The organism is Amycolatopsis jiangsuensis, from assembly GCF_014204865.1.
GTDB classification, from domain to species: Bacteria; Actinomycetota; Actinomycetes; order Mycobacteriales; family Pseudonocardiaceae; genus Amycolatopsis; species Amycolatopsis jiangsuensis.
Genome location: NZ_JACHMG010000001.1, coordinates 6,961,126 through 6,980,770, shown reverse-complemented (window position 1 = coordinate 6,980,770; position 19,645 = coordinate 6,961,126). Strand labels below are relative to the sequence as shown.

General features: G+C 69.7%; 14 protein-coding genes. 6 read left to right on the top strand and 8 right to left on the bottom strand.

Going from position 1 to position 19,645, the window contains the following annotated elements:
• Positions 1-3: 3 nt before the first annotated feature.
• The gene (locus tag BJY18_RS31790) at positions 4-1,458 is read right to left on the bottom strand and encodes a M81 family metallopeptidase (protein ID WP_184783562.1); all 1,455 of its coding nucleotides are present in this window, start codon (positions 1,456-1,458) and stop codon (positions 4-6) included.
• Complete coding sequence (locus BJY18_RS31785) at positions 1,455-2,603, bottom strand: ROK family transcriptional regulator (RefSeq protein WP_312874024.1); 1,149 nt, start codon at positions 2,601-2,603, stop codon at positions 1,455-1,457. Before BJY18_RS31785 ends, BJY18_RS31790 begins: the two co-directional genes overlap by 4 nt.
• Positions 2,604-2,755: 152 nt before the next feature.
• On the opposite strand from BJY18_RS31785, the gene BJY18_RS31780 reads away from it, so the two are divergent.
• From BJY18_RS31780 to BJY18_RS31755, 6 genes are all read left to right on the top strand, one after another.
• The gene (locus tag BJY18_RS31780; protein WP_184783561.1) at positions 2,756-4,567 is read left to right on the top strand and encodes a peptide ABC transporter substrate-binding protein; all 1,812 of its coding nucleotides are present in this window, start codon (positions 2,756-2,758) and stop codon (positions 4,565-4,567) included.
• Between the two features lie 4 nt (positions 4,568-4,571).
• Positions 4,572-5,531, top strand: coding sequence for an ABC transporter permease (locus BJY18_RS31775; protein WP_184783560.1), 960 nt, complete (start codon positions 4,572-4,574; stop codon positions 5,529-5,531).
• On the top strand, positions 5,528-6,358 hold the full coding sequence (locus tag BJY18_RS31770) for an ABC transporter permease (RefSeq protein WP_184783559.1): 831 nt from the start codon (positions 5,528-5,530) through the stop codon (positions 6,356-6,358). The genes BJY18_RS31775 and BJY18_RS31770 overlap by 4 nt, the downstream gene beginning before the upstream one ends.
• On the top strand, positions 6,355-7,980 hold the full coding sequence (locus tag BJY18_RS31765; RefSeq protein ID WP_184783558.1) for a dipeptide ABC transporter ATP-binding protein: 1,626 nt from the start codon (positions 6,355-6,357) through the stop codon (positions 7,978-7,980). The genes BJY18_RS31770 and BJY18_RS31765 overlap by 4 nt, the downstream gene beginning before the upstream one ends.
• A gap of 8 nt (positions 7,981-7,988) precedes the next feature.
• Positions 7,989-8,855 (top strand): ROK family protein, encoded by an 867-nt coding sequence (locus BJY18_RS31760; RefSeq protein WP_312874023.1) that lies wholly within the window; start codon positions 7,989-7,991, stop codon positions 8,853-8,855.
• 492 nt (positions 8,856-9,347) lie between these two features.
• Complete coding sequence (locus BJY18_RS31755) at positions 9,348-10,283, top strand: MBL fold metallo-hydrolase (RefSeq protein WP_184783556.1); 936 nt, start codon at positions 9,348-9,350, stop codon at positions 10,281-10,283.
• A 188-nt stretch (positions 10,284-10,471) separates the two neighbouring features.
• Here the strand turns inward: BJY18_RS31755 and BJY18_RS31750 are convergent, their stop codons facing one another.
• From BJY18_RS31750 to BJY18_RS31725, 6 genes are all read right to left on the bottom strand, one after another.
• On the bottom strand, positions 10,472-10,876 hold the full coding sequence (locus BJY18_RS31750; RefSeq protein ID WP_184783555.1) for a histone-like nucleoid-structuring protein Lsr2: 405 nt from the start codon (positions 10,874-10,876) through the stop codon (positions 10,472-10,474).
• 217 nt (positions 10,877-11,093) lie between these two features.
• Positions 11,094-12,722 carry a phospholipase C gene (locus BJY18_RS31745; protein WP_184783554.1) on the bottom strand — a complete coding sequence of 543 codons (1,629 nt, stop codon included), beginning with the start codon at positions 12,720-12,722 and terminating at the stop codon, positions 11,094-11,096.
• Between the two features lie 50 nt (positions 12,723-12,772).
• A complete protein-coding gene (locus BJY18_RS31740; protein ID WP_446680368.1) occupies positions 12,773-14,071 on the bottom strand; it encodes a Dyp-type peroxidase in 1,299 nt (432 codons plus the stop codon).
• Positions 14,072-14,249: 178 nt separating this feature from the next.
• On the bottom strand, positions 14,250-15,425 hold the full coding sequence (locus BJY18_RS31735; RefSeq protein ID WP_312874022.1) for an EfeM/EfeO family lipoprotein: 1,176 nt from the start codon (positions 15,423-15,425) through the stop codon (positions 14,250-14,252).
• A 1,194-nt stretch (positions 15,426-16,619) separates the two neighbouring features.
• Positions 16,620-18,149 carry an HNH endonuclease signature motif containing protein gene (locus BJY18_RS31730; RefSeq protein ID WP_184783553.1) on the bottom strand — a complete coding sequence of 510 codons (1,530 nt, stop codon included), beginning with the start codon at positions 18,147-18,149 and terminating at the stop codon, positions 16,620-16,622.
• A gap of 343 nt (positions 18,150-18,492) precedes the next feature.
• Entirely contained in the window at positions 18,493-19,599 is a 1,107-nt protein-coding gene (locus tag BJY18_RS31725) for a glycerate kinase (protein WP_312874021.1), read from the bottom strand.
• Positions 19,600-19,645 lie beyond the last annotated feature (46 nt).

Below are 19,645 nucleotides of genomic sequence, written 5' to 3'. Positions count from 1 at the left end.
AGGTCAGAGCAGTTCGGGTGTGAGCGCCGGAGCGGGCATGTCCGCGTCGAAGGGGAACATCGGCCGCTCGATACCGTGGTGCCCCAGGCGCAGCAGATCCTGGTCGACGCCACCGGGGGTGAGTGCCAGCAGCCAGCCGGCCGCCATGTCGTACAGCTCCGGTTCCAGGTAGCCGATCTTCACGATCACCACGTCGGCACGGCGCGGGTCCAGACCAAGGGCGTGGAAGTCGGACTCCAGGTGGTAGGGCTTGCGCCGCGCGGTCACGATCATCCGCAGGCCACCGACGGCGAACACCACGGCGGTGCCGGCCACCGGGTCGTCCGCGTCGATCGCCTCCACCCGGCCGGTGAGCCAAACCGGACCGTGCGGGCCGGAGTCGATCTTTCCACCCACCGCAACGGACACCGTGGCACCGACGCCTGCAGCCACCGCAGCGGCCACCGCCTCCGGGTCCACAATGGCCGCATACAGCGTGGTCAGCTCAGAGTCCACAACAGACGGCATACGCAGCAGGACATCCAGGCTCCACGACGTGTCCCCGGCACCGCCCGCGGTCGGATTGTCCCCGGAGTCGCTGATGAAGAACGGCCGCTCCGCCGAAGACACCGCATGCGTCAGACATTCCTGCAGGCTGCCGGTCGGCGCGACGAAGACGAAGTCACCCCGAGCATCCCAATAGGACTGGGCGAGCCGACGCGCCTGCGCGAGCACGACATCCTCGTGGTCGCCGCTCACGACCACCGCCGCCTGGCACCGGGGCTCGTCCGCCCAGGCGTAGCCAACCCAGATCGCCGCGTCGAGAACGCCGTCCAGCGACTCGACGTCGTCCACCGCGGAGTACACGCTCTTCGCCGGTTCCAACCGGGTGCTGGTCTTCTCCCCCGGCAGCAGCACCGGCACCTGGACCCAGGCTTTCTTCGGCCGCCCGCCGGAACGCAACCGGGCAACGAGGTTCCGCGCCGCCCGCTCCCGCGTTTCCCACGCGTCAGTGTGCGGAGCCTTGCGGTAACAGGTGATCAGGTCCAGTGCCGAGGCCAGTTCACGGGTGACATTGCCGTGCAGGTCCATCGAAGCCGACAGCAGGACGTCCGGACCGAGGATGGCCCGGATCTCCTGCGCCAGAGCGCCTTCCACGTCGGTGCGGCCGGCCACGCTCATCGCGCCGTGGATGTCGAAGAACAGCCCGTCGAGGTCGCCTGCCGCGCGCAGCCGGCTCAGGATTTCTCCGGACAGCTCGGCGTAGGCCTCCTCGGTGACCGCGCCACCGGGCAGCGAACGGGCGTCGAATAGCGGCACCCACTCCACGTCTCGCGCCCACTCGGCGTCGAGGAAGTCGTAGCGCCCCAAGAGTTCTGCACCACGAAGTATCCGGAAGTCATCCACAGTGGACCGATGTGGGGAGAAAGTGCTCGACTCGATCGCGATTCCGGTGATCCCGACTCGCAGCTTCTTCATCGCCCGCTCCGTATCGCTCGGTCGAACACTTCGTCCAGCGCGAGTGCACCCGCGCCGTACAGCCCCGCGTCCGCGCCGAAGCGCACGCGGTCGATCCTCAATTCCCTGGTGGCCAAGGGAAGGCAGCGTTCGTACAGCGCGCCACGCACCGCCGCGACGAACGCCTCCGAACCGGACAGTGCGCCACCGAGCAGCACCTCGTCGGGATTGCTGAAGTTGACCACAGTGGCCAGGACTTCCCCGAGCTGCAGCCCCGCACGGCGGACCGCGGTGGTCGCGACCGGATGCCCGTCTTCGGCAGTGGCCATCACCTCGGCGGTGCTTTCCACCGCGATCCCCTGCTCCCGCAACTGAGCCACGAGCGCGGCGCCACTGGCCACCGTCTCGAGACAGCCGCGGTTACCGCAGGCACAGGGCCGGTCACCGGCCGCGGGCACGCGCACGTGGCTGATGTCGCCCGCCACCCCGGCGCGGCCACGGTAGAGCTCACCGCCGACCACCAGTCCCGAACCTATGCCGGTGCCGGCTTTCACCGCGAGCAGCGTGCGCCCGGGCGGGCCGGTCACGGATTCGCCCAGCGCCTGCAGGTTCGCGTCGTTGTCGACCACGACCGGCAGATCGAAGTACTCGCACAGGGTTTCCCGGACCGCGAACCCCCGCCAGCCCGGCATTCGTGACGGCAGCGTGATCGTGCCCGCGTCCACGTCGACCGGCCCCGGGAAGGCCACGCCAAGTCCGAGTGTCCGGCCAGGACAGTCGGACTCGGCGATGACGGCCTCGACTGCCTCAACGAAGGCAGCGACCACGTCCGCCGGGTCGCGGTCGATGTCGAGCGGCCGCTCGCGTACGCAGAGCACGTCGCCGGCCATGTCGAGCGCGCCGATCCGCACGTGCCGCGAGCCGACGTCGGCCGCCCAGACGTGACCGAAACCCGCGTTGACCGACAGCAGCTTCGGCCGCCGTCCACCCGCGGAACGCCCTTCGCCGGATTCGGCCAGCACTCCGGCCGCGATCAGTGCCTGCGTGCGCACGGACACGGTGGACTGCGGAAGACCGAGCGCCCGCGCCAGCTCCATCCGCGACGCCGCCTGCCCGTGGGCGATGAGCCACAGCAGGCGCAACGGGCCTGCCGAGTCCTGCGCCACCGGGTCACCCACTTAAATCAGAGATGATGTAACCAAACTGTCAACTCGCGCTCTTGGCAACCACGGTCGCACGTGCAACATTACACGGCAACCGAGATCCGGCCCGCGCACCGCGGGTACGGCTTTCATCAAAGCTGTTGGAAGTGATACCGATGGTGCGAGGCCCGTGGCGTGCCGCGCTCGGCGGCGCACTCGCCGGCGCCCTACTGGTGTCCGGATGCGCGGGGACCGCCGAACACCACGGCGGCGGTTCCGGGAAACCGGTCGACGGCGGCACCGTGCGGTTCGCCATGCCGCCGTCGGCGACCCCGAACTGGATCATGCCGATCTCGATTCCCGGATACGGCGGCAGTTACAACGGCGCCATCCGCGGCACCATGTACGTCCCGTTGTACGTCTACGACGGCGAGTCCGGTTCGGTCGCTCTCGACGACCGGGCCAGTGCGGCCGATCCACCGCGCTACTCCGCCGACGGTACCGAGGTGACCATCACGCTCAAGCCGCTCACCTGGTCCACCGGCGATCCGGTGACCAGCCGGGACGTGGAGTTCTGGCTGAACGTGCTGCGGGCGGGGAAGGACGACTGGGGCAAGTACTCCGCCGGGCTGTTGCCGGACAACGTCAAGGCCTTCCACGCGGTCGACGAACGCACCTTCACGCTCACCCTGGACAAGGCGTACAACCGCGACTGGTTCACGGCCAACCAGCTCAGCCTGGTGGTGCCGATGCCGCAGAAGTCCTGGGACCGCACGAGCGCCACCGGACCGGTCGGCGACCACGACCGCACCCCGGCCGGCGCGAAACAGGTCTTCGACTTTCTGGTCGGTCAGGCGAAAAAGCTCGGAAATTACGCCACTGATCCACTGTGGAAGGTCGTCAACGGGCCGTTCGCACTGAGCGGGTTCACCGCCTCGGGGCAAGTGACGCTGAAGAAGAACCCGCGCTACACGGGCCCCGATCCGGCCAAACTGGACACGGTGCAGTTCCTGACTTTCACCGGTTCCGCGGCTGAGTACAACGTGCTGCGCGCCGGTGGTCTCGACTACGGCTACGTGCCCACTTCGAACCTCGGTCAGCGCAGCCGGCTGGAGGCACAGGGCTACCGCGTCGAACCCTGGAACGGCTGGTCCATCACGTACTCGCCGTTCAACTTCAACAATCCCGAACTGGGTAAGGTGTTCCGCCAGCTCTACGTGCGCCAGGCGCTGCAGCACGCGGTCGACCAGAAGGCCATCACCTCGGTGATCTGGCGCGGTTCGGCCCGCGTCGGCTACGGCCCGGTCCCGCAGGACAACGACACCAAATACCTGTCGTCACGACAGAAGGACAATCCTTATCCGTTCGATCCGGACAAGTCCCGGCAGCTGCTTTCCCGGCACGGCTGGAAGCCCGGCGCCGACGGCGTGCTCGCCTGCGCCGCGCCCGGCACCGGCCCGCAGCAGTGCGGTGAGGGCGTCGAAGGCGGAACCCGGCTGTCCATGACGATGCTCACCGAATCCGGCTCCGACGAAACCGACGGCACCATGCAGGAACTGCGTTCCGAGCTGTCGAAGATCGGAGTCGAGATGAAGATCGACTCGCAGCCGCTGAACACGGTGCTGGCCAACGGAACCGCCTGTACCCCGAAGGACGCCTCGTGCTCGTGGCAGCTGTCCTACTTCGGCACCCAGGGCAGTTGGTACTTCCCGGCCAACCCGAGCGGCGACCAGCTGTTCGCCACCGACGCCGGGACCAACTTCGGCAGCTACTCCGACCGCCGGGCGGACGAGCTGATCGCCGAGACCAACCTGTCCCCCTCGGACCAGCCGATGCTCGACTACAGCGCCTACCTGGCGGAGCAACTCCCGGCGCTCTGGTTGCCGAACCCGCCGTATCAGGTGTCCGCGATAGACACCGCGCTGCACGGCGTCAGCCAGGATCCGTTGGCCGGACTGGCACCGCAACGCTGGTTCTGGACGAGGTGAGGACATGACGCGCTACATCGTGCGCCGGCTCGTGCTCGCCGTGGTGGTCGTGCTGCTGGTCACCGTGGTCACTTTCGTGCTGCTGCACCTGCTGCCCGGCGGCCCCGCGCGGGGTGTGCTCGGCGTCAAGGCGACGCCGGAGCAGATCGCCCGGTTCAACCACGACCAGGGTTTCGACCAGCCACTTCCCGTGCAGTTCTGGGACTACCTGGTACGGCTGTGCAGCGGCGACCTCGGGGATTCCTACACCCAGAACTCGCCGGTCAGCGCGCTGCTGGCCGAGCGGCTGCCGAAAACCCTGCTGCTCACCGTGCTCTCCACGCTGCTCGCGATCGTCGTCGCGCTCCCGCTCGGGGTGTGGCAGGCGGTCCGCCGCGGCCGTGCGGTCGACCACGTGACCACCACGATCACCTTCCTGCTCTACGCCACTCCGGTGTTCTTCCTGTCCCTGGTGCTGATCATCCTTTTCGCCCAGGTACTGCCGTGGTTTCCGGCGCAGGCCGCGCAGGGTGAGACGGTCGGCGCGCTGCTGTCCCAACCGGGCTCACTGGTCCTGCCGGTGATCGCGGGCACCGGGGCCGCGCTCGCCGCGTTCAGCCGCTACATGCGGGCATCCACTTTGGACAACCTGTCCGAGGACTACGTGCGCACGGCCCGGGCCAAGGGCACTCCGGAACGTACGATCATCTGGCAGCACGTCTGGCCGAACTCGCTGACCTCGGTCGTCTCCATGCTCGGCTACTACGTGCCAGTGGTGTTCAGCGGTTCGCTGGTGATCGAGTCCATGTTCAACTACCCCGGCGTCGGCCTGTTGTTCTGGAACGCCGCGCGCAACGCCGATTTCCCGGTGCTGCTCGGCGTGGTGCTGGTCGTCGCCGTGGCCACTGTGGTCGGTTCCCTGCTCGCGGATCTCGTCCAGCTGGCGATCGACCCGCGGGTACGGGTGAAGGGAGCCCGGTCGTGACCGTCCTTTCCCGGCTCTTCGCGCGCCGGACCGCACTGGCCGGGGCCATTCTGCTGCTGCTCGTTGTCCTGTTCTGCGTGCTGGGGCCGGTGCTCTACGGCACCGACCAGTCGCACACCGACCTGTCCGCGGCCCGGCTGGGTCCCGGCGCCGGACACCCGCTGGGCACCGACGACCTGGGTTACGACGTGCTGGGACGGCTGATGGTCGCCGGCCGCACGTCGCTGGTGATCGGCGTGCTCGCCGGGCTGATCGCGACCGCGATCGGCGCGGTGTGGGGTGCGGTGGCCGGCTACACCGGCGGCTGGGCGGACACCGTGCTGATGCGGATCGTCGACACCGGCGTCGCCATTCCGGCGCTGTTCCTGCTGCTGGTGGCGGCCACGCTCGTCACCCCGAGCGTCGGCGTGCTGGCGCTGCTGATCGGCGGAGTGTCGTGGCTGGTGCCGGCACGGCTGATGCGCGCGGAGACAGTGAGCCTGCGCGAACGTGACTACATCCGGGCCATCACCGTGCTCGGCGCGAGCCGCACGCGGGTGGTGTTCCGGCACATCATCCCGAACGCGATCGGCACCGTGGTGGTCAACGCGACCTTCCAGATCGCCGACGCGACCCTGCTCGTGGCGTACGTGAGCTTCCTCGGCCTCGGCGTGCCCGCGCCGGACACCGACTGGGGCGCGATGCTGTCCAAGGGCATCACCTACACCTTCGACGGCGCGTGGTGGCTGATCCTCCCGCCGGGCATCGCGATCGTGCTGGTCGTGTGTGCGATCAACTTCCTCGGCGACGGGCTGCGTGAGGCCTTCGCGGTGAAGGGGCGGCGATGAGCGAGACAGTGCTGGACATCCGTGATCTCCGGGTGTCCTATCAGGACGGATCGACGGCGGTGGACGGGCTTTCGCTGTCCGTGGCCCATGGCGAGATCGTAGCGCTGGTCGGCGAATCCGGCTCGGGCAAGAGCACGGCCGCACTGGCCGTGCTCGGTTTGCTCCCCGCGGGTACGGCCGTGTCCGGTTCGATCACCCTGACCGGGCAGAATGTGCTCGACGCGGGCGCCGAGCAGCTGCGCACACTACGCGGACCGGCCGCCGGGATGGTCTTCCAGGAACCGATGACCGCGCTGAACCCCTTGCGTACCGTCGGGTTCCAGCTCGCCGAGGCGATCCGCAACCACGACCCCGCCCGGCTGCGGCACAAGCGTTACCACCCGCGTTGCGTGGAGCTGCTCGAGCGCGTCGGCGTGCCGGAACCCGCGGTGCGGCTGAGGCAGTATCCGCACCAGCTTTCCGGCGGCCTGCGCCAGCGCGTGATGATCGCGATCGCACTCGCCGCCCGGCCCCAGCTGATCATCGCGGACGAACCGACCACCGCGCTCGACGTCACCGTGCAGCAGCAGATCCTCGACCTGCTCCGGGACATCCGGGAGAAGGAGGGCACCGCGACGCTGCTGATCACACACAACATGGGGGTGGTCGCCGACGTCGCCGACCGGGTGCTCGTCCTGCGCTCCGGCAACCTCGTGGAGGAGGCGCCGGCCACCGAGCTGTTCTCCACGCCCCAGGCCGAGTACACCCGGGAGCTGCTCGCCGCGGTCCCGCAGCTCGGTTCGTTCACCCACGAACCGCTGCCGGAGGAGCCCGCCCGTCCGGTGCTGGCACTGTCCGAAGTGGTCGTCGAGTACGACCGACGCCGTGCGGTCGACCAGGTTTCCCTCAACGTGGCGCCGGGCGAGATCGTCGGCCTTGTCGGCGAGTCCGGTTCCGGCAAGACCACGCTCGGCAACTGCGCGCTCGGGCTGGTCACCCCGAAGTCCGGCACGGTGGAGGTGCTCGGTGGTCCGCTGCCGCGCGGCACCGGCCGCACCGCACGCGAGGTGCGCAGGCGGATCGGCGCGGTGTTCCAGGACCCGGCTTCGTCGCTCGACCCACGGATGACGGTCGCCCAGACCGTCGCCGAGCCCCTGATCGTGCACACTTCGGCCGGGCGCGGGGAACGCCGGCGAAAGGTCCGCGAACTCCTCGACGCGGTGGAGCTCCCGGAGGCGATGCTCCGCCGGTACGGGCACGAGCTTTCCGGCGGTCAGCGACAACGCGTGAGCCTGGCCCGTGCCCTCGTGCTGGGGCCGGAGCTGCTGATCGCGGACGAACCGACGAGCGCGCTGGACGTCTCGGTCCAGGCCGCCGTGCTGGAGGTGTTCCGGCGGCTGCACACGGAGTTCGGGTTCGGCTGCCTGTTCGTGAGCCACGATCTCGCCGTGGTGGACAGCCTGTGCGACCGCGTGGCGGTGCTGCGTTCGGGCGAAATGGTGGAGCACGGGCCGGCGGACGTCGTGCTGCGCACCCCGGAACACCCCTACACCCGGGCGTTGCTGCTTTCCTCTCCGGTACCTGATCCGCGGCTGCAACGTGATCGGCGGGCCGCGCTGTCCACTTCGGACCCAGCCGGGTGAAGGCCGGGGTGGACATCGGTGCCACGAAGACACTCGTCGTGCTGTGCGACACCGAAGGCCGCGAGCTGGCCTCGGCGTCCGCGCCTTCGGAGGCACACCACGGCGGCGCGGCCATCCTCGACCGCGCGGCAGCGCTGGTCAGCTCTCTGGTGCCGGATCGCTGTGCACTGACCGGGGTCGGCGTCGGCGCGGCCGGAGTGGTCGACCCGGCCGACGGCACGATCGTGGTCACTGGCGATTCGTTCACCGGCTGGGCAGGCACCGCGGTGAACGCGGAGCTGTCCGCGAGGCTGGACGGAGTGCCGGTGCGCACGGAGAACGACGTGAACGCCTTCCTGCTCGGCGAACTGTCCACAACGGACCGGCATCTGCTCGGCGTGGCACTCGGCACCGGAGTCGGCGGGGCCCTGTACGTGGACGGCCGGCTGCTGCACGGCGGCGGCACGGGCGCCGGCGAGATCGGCCACCTCGGGCGGTTCGGTCCCGCGCCGTGCACGTGCGGGCGGATCGGGCACTTGGAGGCTTACGCGTCCGGACGGTCACTCGCCCGCCGTTACGCCGAGGCGACCGGCCGTGACCTGCCCGCGGAAACAGTCGCGGCCGCCGCACACGACGGCGATCCGGAAGCCGGCGCGGTGTTCGAGGACGCGGGCCGCTTCCTCGGCGAAGCGATCGCCCACGCCGCCGGCCTGCTCGGCATCGCCGGCGCCGTGGTGGGCGGCTCGGTCACCGGCTCGTGGTCACTGCTGGAAAAGCCGCTTCGCCAGGCCCTCGCCGAACAACCGCTGCTGTCGGGCGCACCGGTCGAAGTCCGGCTGTCCCGCAACGGACCCAAGGCAGTCGCCCGCGGCGCAGCCACTCTCGTCGCCGGCTGAGGACCGCGGCCCGGCTGGCACACATGGGGCGACCGGAAGCTACGGATCGGCTGGCGTGCACGGGTAGGTTGAGGACTGGCGTGCACGGCTGAGGGCTGCCGGTCGGCTGAGGGCTACGGGGTCGACTGGCGCACACGGCGAGCCCCGGGCCAAGGGCCGATCGGCGTACACCGTCCACTCGGGGCCGACCACCCGGCCGACGCCGGCTGTCCACCGTCCGTAATCGGTGATCCGCCCGGTTTGCCCGACGCCGTCCGACGCTGTCCGACGGCGACACCGCCTGCCCGCTCACCCAGGTCAGTCCCGCCCAGGTCACCGGCTCAGTGCCCTACGCTGCGGTTTCGCCTGTTCAGCGTGGCCTCGCCGGACTTCCGGCCGGGAACGTGATCTCCCCGTTGCTGACAGCGACCGGCTTGGTCTATACCATTCAACTCCACTAGCATGCAGTGGTCCGGTCGGCCCGCCGGAGCGGCAGCCCGCGAGGGGGAAGGTATGAGCGCCATCAGGCGGAACATCGTCCCGCTCAGGTACACAGACCCGAGCGTGGTCGCTTACGTGCGCAGTCCGAGCGAGTGGCTGGTGTCGAACTGCGGCTGGATCCGCGGACGCGAGGGCGTACTCCTGCTGGACACCTGCGGGACCGAGCAGCACACCCTGGACCTGGTCGCGGACGTGCGCAAGTACTCGACCGTCGAAATGCCGCTCACCGTGGTGCTGACCCACGCGCACGGTTCACACTCGAACGGCACCGGCGTCGCGCTGCGCAACGGCGGGCGGGTGCTGGCCGCGGCCGCGGCGGTGGGTGACGTCCGGGCCGGGCCGCGGCGCGACGAGGCGAACTTCCACTGCACGCACTGGGGCACGCTGGAACCACCGCCGCCGGAGGTGGTGCACGCGGTCATCGAGCCGGTCGAGGTCGACCTCGGCGACGTGGTCGTGGAGGTCGTACCGTTCCCCGGAGTCGCGCACACCGACGGTGACCTCGTGCTGTTCGAGCCACGCACCGGCACGCTGTTCGCCGGCGGGCTGCTGTCCGTCGGCGCCACGCCGCTGGCCGCGTTCGGTTCGGTGCCCGGCTGGCTGACCGCGCTCGACTGGCTGGACAAGGTCTTCCCGGACGTGCGCACGTTCGTACCCGGACACGGCGAGCTACGGCATCCGGGCAGCTTTCCCATTGCCGTGCAGCGCACCTACCTGCACTGGCTGCTCGACGCGACCGCGTCGGCGGACACCCCGGACTTCACCGGGCTGGCCACCATCGCCCGCCGCCGCTGGCCCACCTGGACCCTCCCGGAGCGGCACCTCGGCAACCTCATGCGGGCACACGCCGACCAGCACGGCCACCCGCTGTCCCCGAGCGCCGTGATGCAGGCGATCACCGAGGCGGCGGGCGGGAAGATCGACCTGGATGAACGACTCGGCCGCTGATCCCGCGCACGGTCGCGAGTGGACACCAGCGCAGTCGTCTGGTCGGCGCGTCCCGAGTGGACACTCGCCTGCCCGCTTCCCGACGCAGCCAGTCGCCGCAGCACGCGTCCGAGGCCGCCAGTAGCGGCACCGATGAACCGGCGCCGGAGTGGCCCGTCACCGCGGGTGCCGGGCCGGCTGGTCCGGAGTCAGGACTTCTTGCGGCCACCCCGCTTGCGGGCCGGCTTGGCGGGCGTCTCCTCGACCGTCTCCTCGCGCTCCTCGTAGGCGCGGACGATCTCCGCGGGCAGCCGTCCGCGGTCGGAGACCTGGAAACCGTTGGCCTCGGCCCATTCGCGCATGGTGCGGTTGCGTTCGCGGTCGGCCGCGGTGGACGCCGGACGCGGGGCGGTACCCGCGGCGATCCGGACCTTGCGGCCACCGACCCGGCGGGAGGCGCCGACATAGGGAGCCAGCTCGTCGCGCAGGGCGGCGGCGTTGTCCTCGGACAGGTCGATCTCGTAGTTCACGCCGTCGAGACTGAACGGGACGGTCTGTTCGGCAATGCTGCCGTCGATGTCGTCCACCATCTCGACATGAACCTTCTGCGCCATGGTTCGCGTTCCTTCACCTTCTACAGGATGTGCCTTTGGTAACCCTATCGTGTCGACAGAGGACTCGCGCCGTGAGTGGCATTCCGGCAAATACCGGTCCCCGCGGCTGCCCGAATCCGCGCAGCCGGGAATGGCGAAGGCCGCCGGGGCGAACCCGGCGGCCTTCGGTGGGTGACGAATCGCTGACCCGGTGTCATCTCCGGATGGCGCATTCCGGTCAGTGGCCGGCGAGCGCGCCCGTCTCCGGATCGAGCGGCAGCTTGCCCGCACGCGGCCACCAGAAGTCGAACATGCTGTCCAGACTGCCGGCCCGGCTGTCGAACGACGCGTCACCGATCCGGCCCGTGAACCAGTTGTCCTCGATGAACTTCAGCACGGACGTCTGGTCAGTCCGGGTGTGATCGACGTGGTTCACCCTGCTGTAGGGCGAGATGACCAGCAGCGGCAGCCGCGGTCCGTAACCGCAGCGGTCGGCGTAGCCACCCTGGCCGGCCGGTTTGCCGGTGCACACGGCCTGATCCTGCGAGGCGTCGCGTGAACCGTTGACCACGGCCGGGCGCACGTGGTCGTACCAGCCGTCGGAATCGTCGTAGGCGAGCACGATCGCGGTCGAACGCCACTCCGGCGACTGCTGGATCCTGTTGATCTGACCCGCCACGAATTGCTGTTCGTCGAGTGGATCCGAGTATCCGGCGTGGGCGTCCTGGTACTCCGGCGCTTTCAGGAAGCTGACCGCGGGCAGCGAGCCCGCCTTCAGCGAATCGTCGAAGTCGCTGATGTCGTACTGGTGGTTCGCCCGGTCGGTCTGGCCGATCGCCTGCACCGAGGACGGCGGCAGGTGGTGCGGATTCGAGGTCGACTGGTAATACTGGAACGGTTCGTGATGCGGGCTGTAATCGACCGACGACTGGTTGCCCACGTTGGCGTGCTGCTGTCCGCACACCGCGTATCCGTTGGCCGTGCCGGTCGGACGGAATCCGCCCTGGAACCAGCCCCAGGTGACCCGGCGCCGGTTGAGCAGGTCACCGATGGTGCGGCCCCGCATCGCGCCGAGGTTGTCGGTGGCGGTGTGGTTCTTGTCCGAGCAGTCGTCCCACGCGGGATCCGGATCGTTGATCACCGTGCCGATGCCCTCGGCGTCCGGGGACTGGGTCACGTACGGGTCCGTGACCGCCTCGTGCGAAACCGGGTCGACCGCCTGCATTCCGTGGGTCTGGCCGGAGATCAGGTCGATGGCGCCCGGCGTGGACGGGCCGAACACGGTGTTGAACGAATTGTCGCTGAGCGCGTAGTGCTGCGCATAATTCCACATCGCGGTCACGGTGTTGCCGTCGTAGTAGTCCATGACGAGGCCGGGTTCGCCGAACAGCACCGGCTGGCCGGTGCACTTGTCGGTTTCGGTCTTCTCGACGAACTTGTCCATCCGGCCGCCGTTGAAGGCGGCCTGTTCCGCGCCGTAGCTGTGGTTCTGGTCGCAGGTCAGCGCCTGGTCAGGGCCGAGCCGTTTCGGGTTGTAGGCGTTCGGGTTCCCGGTCAGCAGGTGCTGGTCCAGTCCGTTGACCTCCGGGGTGCCGGGCGCGGCGTGGAACGGGGTGCCGTTCTCGTTGGTCGCGTTGGGGTAGGTGCCGAAGTAGTGGTCGAACGAAATGTTCTCGCCGAAGATCACCACCACGTGCTTGATCGGGGTGCGGGTGGGCAGCCACGACGCGGGGAGCGCCTGCAGCTGTTGCGCGTCCGCCGGCGTGGCCGCGGAGCCGGTGGCGATGGCGAGCACTGCGGCCGAGGCCAGTGCGCCGGCTCCAAGCAACCACCGCCGGTGGCGCCGTCCGCCGATTGCTGTGTCCACTGCGGATTCCTCCTGAGTTGGTTACCTCGTGGTGGGAGCTCGCCGGACGCTCACTGCAGGAGCGCCCGGCCGAAGTGGTCGCCGGGACCGGTGACGCCGGGCAGGGCGAAGAAATAGCCGCCGCCGAACGGGGAGATGTAGTCGGCCAGCGGCTCGTCCACCAGCCGCTGCTGGGTGGCCTCGAACTGGCGCTCGAGATCCTGCTGGTAGCAGGTGAAGACCAGGCCCATGTCCAGGTTGCCGTTGCCGTCCACGCCACGGTCGTAGTTGACCGAACGACGCAGGATCCGGCTGGAGTCGGTGGCCCGGGTGCGGGGGTTGGCCTTGCGGATGTGGCTGGTGAGCGGGATGACGGTGCCGGTCGGGTCGTCGGCGTACCGCGGAACGTCCGGTTCGGACGCCCCGTCCAGTGGGGCACCGGTGTCCCGGCGGCGGCCGAACATGTTCTCCTGCTCGGTGAGCGAGACCCGGTCCCAGAACTCGACGAGCATCCGGATCAGCCGGATCACCTGGTAACTGCCGCCGGCGGTCCAGGCAGGCTCGCCCGCGCCCGAGGCCCACACCAGCCGGTCCAGCTCGGCGTCGACCGGATTGGCGGTGCCGTCCTTGAACCCCATCAGGTTGCGCGGGGTGCCGGAGGGCCGCGACGGCGAGCTGAACCCGTTGATCTTCCAGCGCAACTGCATTCCGCCGCGGGTGGCGCGGGTGAGGTCGCGCAACGCGTGCAGCACCGTGTCGGTGGTTCCCGCGGAAACCGTCAGCGACAGGTCCCCGTGGCATTGAGCGGGATCGAGTGCGTCGTTCGGGAAGATGGTCATCGGCTTGAGTTTCTTCGGCCGTCGGCCGGCCAGGCCGTAGCGCTCGTCGAACAACGACGAACCGACGCCGACCACCACGCCGAGATCGCTCTGCGGCACCATCGGACCGAGCACGCCGGAATCGGCCGGTGGCGCGGTGATCCCGACCGCGGACGGGGCACCACCGGCAGTGAGGAACCTGGCCCGGTCGGTGATCTCACGCAGCAATTCGGCCAGCTCGCCGCGGTTTTCGGCGATCACGTCGAACGACGCCACCACGGACTGTGCCGCCGGTGCTCGGAGGATCGCCGCTTGATGCGTTCCGTGGAATGGGACCGCGGCTTGTTCCGCGGCTGATCCCGTGGTTGGTTCCGCGGCCTGTTCCGTGGTTGGTTCCGCGGCTTGTTCCGTGGTTGGTTCCGCGGCTTGTTTCGCGGCTTGTTTTGTGGCGGAGGCGCTGCGATTCGCGTTGCCACTCGCGGCCGCTTCCGCGGCGGCGCCAGTGACGGCTCCCGTGGCGAAGCCCGCACCGACCGTCGCAGCGCCGACCACGGTGCGGCGCAGGAACCCGCGCCGGGAGGATTCGGTGTTCACGCCGGCTCCGCGCAGGAACTGTTGGCAGCGTCTCTGCCTGTACTGCGAGGGGACCCCGCGGCCCTGCCGGCTCCGTGGCCGGAGTACTTCGCAGGCGCTGATTCTGCCCCGCGGAGAGGGATACGTGCGACCGTACTCACGAAATTCTCCTCGGTTCGGTGATGGCCGCGATCGGGGCGAGCTGTTCGGTCAGTTCGCTGACGTCGCCGTTGATCTTCTGCCGCTGCTGCCGGCTGAGCGCGCTGACCGGCGTCCACGAGCCGTCGGCTCGACGGGCGCTTTCAACTGTTGCTTCGGCACGTTTCAACCACCCGTCCACTGTGGATAGGCGCGGGTAGCGCGTGTTCAGCACAGGACGCAAGACGTCGAGTACTGTGTGGACGCCGTCGAGATTGGCTCGCGCGGTGGCGAGATTGGTGCCACTGCCATAGTCGGTGTGTGCGGTCAGTTCGAACTGCAGAGTGTTCTCCACGATCTCGTGTGCACGCAGGCCGAGGTCGTTGGGATCGATTTGGCTGTCCGGAAAGGACTCCCGGAGGTTCCGCACGTCGTTGTCGAGCTGGTCGGCGACCGAGCCGAGCGTGGCCGGGTCCTGGTCGTGCCAGAGTCCGTATTCGAGCCGGTGGAAACCGGTGAAGTCCGGGTCGCCGACGCCGGCGGGCAGGCCGTCGGGGGTGCCGTTGATCGCTGCGTCCGAGTCGCCGAAGGCGTCGTAGGCCGCGCCGAGGCGCTCGTAGGTCAGATGTGCCGTCAGCCAGGCGGATTCGCCTGCCGGACGGTCGCCCCGGTGGATCGCGTTCCTCAGTTTCGCCACGTCGGCGACGAGCTGGTCGAGGCCGCTGGTCACGTGCGCCTGGTAGTTCTTGAGCGGTGCCAGCAGGTCGTTCCGGGTGACCGGCGCGACGCCAGGGCTGCGGTCCGCACCGCCGGCCACGGTGACAGCGGGACCGACGATCGCGGACGAGTCCTCGGGCAGGCAGCGGAACGCGTAGCTGCCGTTGCCCAGCGTCACGCGCAGGGGCCTGGTGGTGCCGGTGCCGAGCCCCTCGACCTCGCCGTAGACCACCCCGGTGGCCGGGTCGATCAAGTCCACCTCAGCAGTGACCGAGCCAGTGTTGCGCAGGTGGAACGTCTGCTCACCCGCGTGCGGATCGACCCAGCCCCGCCCACAGGCCGATCGCGAAACCTGGATTTCGGACGCCCGCGCGGCTCCCCCGTCCGGCCACACCGAAAAGCCGACCCCCACCGCGGCGGCCAGCACCACCACCCCGGAGCACCCCATCACCCAACGGGCACGCACAGACCCCGGCACGCCACTCTCCCGCACTAGTTCGGACCACCGGACGGGAATTATGCGTGCGGAAAGTGAAGAAATCCGCAGTGAACGGGGCCCAATCCCGGGAATTCACCAGGACTTCAACCGGAAACGGGAGAAACTCGGAGATACCGACCAAAGCTCCCGGGGTGGCACGGTGGGTCCGTCGCGTGGGGTGTGCTGAGTCCGTCGCGTCGGGAGCGCTGGGTCCGCTTGGAGCGTCGGGAGCGCTGGGTCTGTCGCGTCCGGGTGCTGGGTCCGCCGCGTCGGGAGCGCTCGGCCGCCACGTCGGCAACCCTGGGTCCGACGCGTCGGGAGCGCACAGTCTGCCACCTCAGGGACGCCGGGGCCGTCACGTCCGCAACGCCGGTTCCAACCCGTCGAGAACGCTGGGTTCCTATGGAGGGCCGAGCGTCCCGTCGCGAGCGTCGGGAACGCTGGGTTCGTCGCATCGGAAACGCTGGGTCCGCATGGAGCGCCAGGAGCGTCCCGTCGGGGCGTCGGGGCGTCGGGGCGTCGGGGCGCAACGGCTTGGCGATGGTTAACGGGATGTTCGCGGTGGCGGGATGCCTGCCGTTACAGAGTTCCTGCCGTTACAGAGTTCCTGCCGTTACAGAGTTCCTGCCGTTACAGAGTTCCTGCCGTTACGGAGTGCCTGCCGCTCAGGCGTACCGGCGACGCCTGCGCCGTCGCCGCTGCTATTGAAGCGTCGTCTCGACGGCCGCCGTCGAGAGTGCCGCTGCACGGATGTTTCGGGCTGACGACGGTCAGCGAAGCCATGTCCGCTCGAACGTATCGGCGCAGGAATAGCGGTCGAGATCAGTACCGCGCGGACGTGCCGGGGATGGCGAGGGCTAGTAGGGCAACTGCCGTTCAGGCGTAGGGGTACGACGACAGTCGTCGGGACCATTGCCGTACCGAAGTGCCGGACTGGCGGTGATCAAAAACCCGACTACCGCTCAAGCATCCGGCAACCGTCGGGTCCAGCGCCGGACGAGTTTCAGGCGCTGGCGAGGGTCAGTAGCGCGACGACCGTTCAGGTTCAGGGGTGTCGCGGCAATCGCCCGGGGTGACTGCCGTGGCAGGCGGGGCCAGCGTAGGACAAGCGCACGGAATCGGGGCGTCGGTGTGCCCACGTCTGGGTGCCGGCGAGGGTGGCGATGGTTCGCCCCGGGGTGGGGCGCGGGGTGGTCAGGCGGCGCGGGGTTGAGCGGTGTGGCGGGTGTTGCTCCGAGGCTGCTGCCAGGGGTCGAGGAACTCGGGTGGGGTGAACTGTGGGAGGCCGTTGACGATGCGGAGGCTCCAGTCACTGCGGTGGAGCAGGCGATGGTGGGGCCCGCACAGCAGGGCGAGGTTGTCCAGTCTGGTGTGGCCGCCGTTCCACCATGGGCGCACGTGGTGGGCTTCGCAGTGACGGGGTGGTCGGGAGCAGCCGGGGAAGGCGCAGCCGTGGTCGCGTAGGGCCAGGGCGGTGCGGATCGGGTCGGTGACCAACCGTTTCGCGCGGCCGACGTCCAGTGGCTGGCTTTCCGCGTCGAGTACGGCTGGGATGAGGCGGCAGTCGCAGGCGAGGATGCGGGCTTCGCCGGCGGTGAGTCGGGTGACCAGGTCCAGGCAGGCCGTGCCGAGTCCGCTGCGGAGCACGTCGAGCGGGACCGTGACGACGAGGTCGGCCCGGTTACCACTGTGGTTCGGTGCGTCCGGGTGGCTCGCGGCCAGCGCGATGACCTGCATGAAGGCGTCCCCGTATCGCTCGGCTCGTCCTCGTCGCGCGTGGCCGGGGCCGGGGTTGGGGTTGGGGTTGGGGTTGGGGTTGGGGTTGGGGTTGGGGTTGGGGTTGGGGTTGGGGTTGGGGTTGGGGTTGGGGTTGGGGTTGGGGTTGGGGTTGGGGTTGGGGTTGGGGTTGGGGTTGGGGTTGGGGTTGGGGTTGACACTAGCGCCGCCAGCCGGGCCGGCACCGGGGCCGCCAGCCGGGCCGGCACCGGGGCCGACGCTAGCGCCGCCAATCGGGCCAACACCGGGGCCGACACCAGCGCCGCCAGCCGGGCCAACACCGGGGCCGGCGGGGCGGGGTGCGGCGAGGGGCTCCAGCAGGGCCAACGCTTTCGCGCCGGAAACGGGGTCGAGGTGCCCGTCGAAGACCACGGTGCCGTCCTTGCGGGTGCGCAACCGCAAGGCACGGTCGGGTTCCGGGCGGTCACGAGGTGGGGCGCCATCCGGGTCGAGCAGGTCCAGGGCGCGTTGGCCGGCTGTGGCGATCTCGGACACTCCGGCCGTACGGGCCAAGTCGACCAGGGTTTTCTCCGTGCGGTCCCGATCGTCCGCGCGGACGGTGGCGGGGATGGCCTGCAGGACCGACACGACCGCGTCCACATGAGCGGGAGCGAGCGCACCTTCGGCCGCCGCCTGCCCGGCCAGCGGTGCCACGGCCGGGACCTTCGCACCGTCGATACCGTGGCCGGGGTTGACCGCGAGCGCTCGCCCGACGAGCTTGCGCACCGCCGCAGGGGACGTTCGCGCCATTTCCGCCACCAACGCGGTCGTCGACGAATAGCCGAGCTCGCGCGAACCGCCCGCGTCCAGGTGGGCGATCACTTGGCAGACCCGGGATTCCTGTCGCCACAAGGCCGTCAGCTCCTCCCGCAGCAGGGCGGCAACCTCCCGCGCGGTGAGCTGCCACAGCTCCCGCGGCGGACTGGGGGACGAAGTCTGGGTCACCACACCATTCTATGGTGGTCGCACGGGTGTTCGACACTGCACGATCGGGTGGACCGGGGCATTCGGCCTCGGTGAGCGGGAAATGCAGCTATACAAGCGAAACATGAAACCACGGCCGATGGGAACGACCATGGCCACGCAGCTTTCACCGAAGCAATCAGGCACGACAGGAACCTACGCAACCACCACTGACAACCGACCACCCATGACCGGTGCCGACGGCCCCGGCGACCGACCGACAGGCAGTCACCCGTGACCGGCACCGACGAAACCGCAGCCACCAACCGGCAGGCACCCACCCGCCAACCGCAACCACGGATCCGAAGCCACCAACCGAACACCTCAGCTAACGAACCCGCATGCGCTCGTCTGACCACTCGCGCGCCAAGCGTTTCGCGCACATGCGGAGCAGGCGCGGTGCTTCCGCGACGCATCGGGATTCGTCCGGATCCACATCGGACAGTGCGTACACCGCGTGGAAGCCTGCGGATCGCCACTGTGCCTCGGTGAGCAGGCAGCGTCCGGCCAGCGCGACCACCGGCGTGGTGCCCGCCGCGTGGAGGACGCCGACTGGGGTTTTTCCGCGCAGGGACTGGGCGTCCAGGGATCCTTCGCCGGTGATGACGAGGTGCGCGTCGCGGGCTGCGGTGGCGAAGTCCAGAAGCTCCAGCAGTACCTCGATTCCCGGCCGGATCCGGGCGCCGAGAGCGGCCAGGGCGGCGAATCCGACACCGCCTGCCGAGCCGGCGCCCGGGGTGGTCGCGTGTTCCGCGCCCAGGATCTCCGACCAGCGGTGCAGGCCTTCTTCGAGCGCGGCGACGTCGGCTGGGGTCGCGCCCTTCTGCGGGCCGTAGACAGCGGCGGCGCCGTCCGGGCCCAGGAGCGGGTTGTCTACATCGGACGCCAGCACCAGGTCCACGGGAGACAGTCCGGACAGGTCCACAGTGGCCAGTCCGGACAACGCGGCACCGCCGGGTGGCGACGAATTGCCGGAGGCATCCAGCAGCCGGGCTCCCAGCGCGGTCAGCAGTCCGGCACCACCGTCGGTGCAGGCGCTTCCGCCGACGCCCAGCACGACCTGGGTCGCACCGGCGGCGACTGCGGCGGCGATCAGCTCGCCGGCGCCGTGGCTGGAGGCGGTGCGGGGCGCGGGCACGCCGCCGGGCAGCCGCGACAGACCGGACGCCTCGGCCAGTTCCACCACCGCCACCGGGCCGCGGAGCGCGAAGTACGCGGTGATCCGCCGGCCGGTCGGGCCGGTCACCCGAGCGGGAACGCGGCGGAACCCGGCGGCGACGGCGGCGTCCACCGTGCCTTCGCCGCCGTCCGCGACCGGCAGGCGGCGGACCGGTTCCCCGGGCACCACCGCGGCGAAGGCCGACGCAACCGCGTCCGCCACCTCCGCCGCGGTGAGCGAGCCCTTGAACTTGTCCGGCGCCACCAGCACAGTCACGACCGCACCCCGGCCGCACCAAGCGAACATTCGGACTTGTCGGCCG

Coding starts and splice junctions, on each gene's coding strand:
- BJY18_RS31790 (WP_184783562.1), bottom strand. CDS start 1,458: ATGAAGAAGCTGCGAGTCGGGATCACCGGAATCGCGATCGAGTCGAGC.
- BJY18_RS31780 (WP_184783561.1), top strand. CDS start 2,756: ATGGTGCGAGGCCCGTGGCGTGCCGCGCTCGGCGGCGCACTCGCCGGC.
- BJY18_RS31775 (WP_184783560.1), top strand. CDS start 4,572: ATGACGCGCTACATCGTGCGCCGGCTCGTGCTCGCCGTGGTGGTCGTG.
- BJY18_RS31765 (WP_184783558.1), top strand. CDS start 6,355: ATGAGCGAGACAGTGCTGGACATCCGTGATCTCCGGGTGTCCTATCAG.
- BJY18_RS31755 (WP_184783556.1), top strand. CDS start 9,348: ATGAGCGCCATCAGGCGGAACATCGTCCCGCTCAGGTACACAGACCCG.
- BJY18_RS31750 (WP_184783555.1), bottom strand. CDS start 10,876: ATGGCGCAGAAGGTTCATGTCGAGATGGTGGACGACATCGACGGCAGC.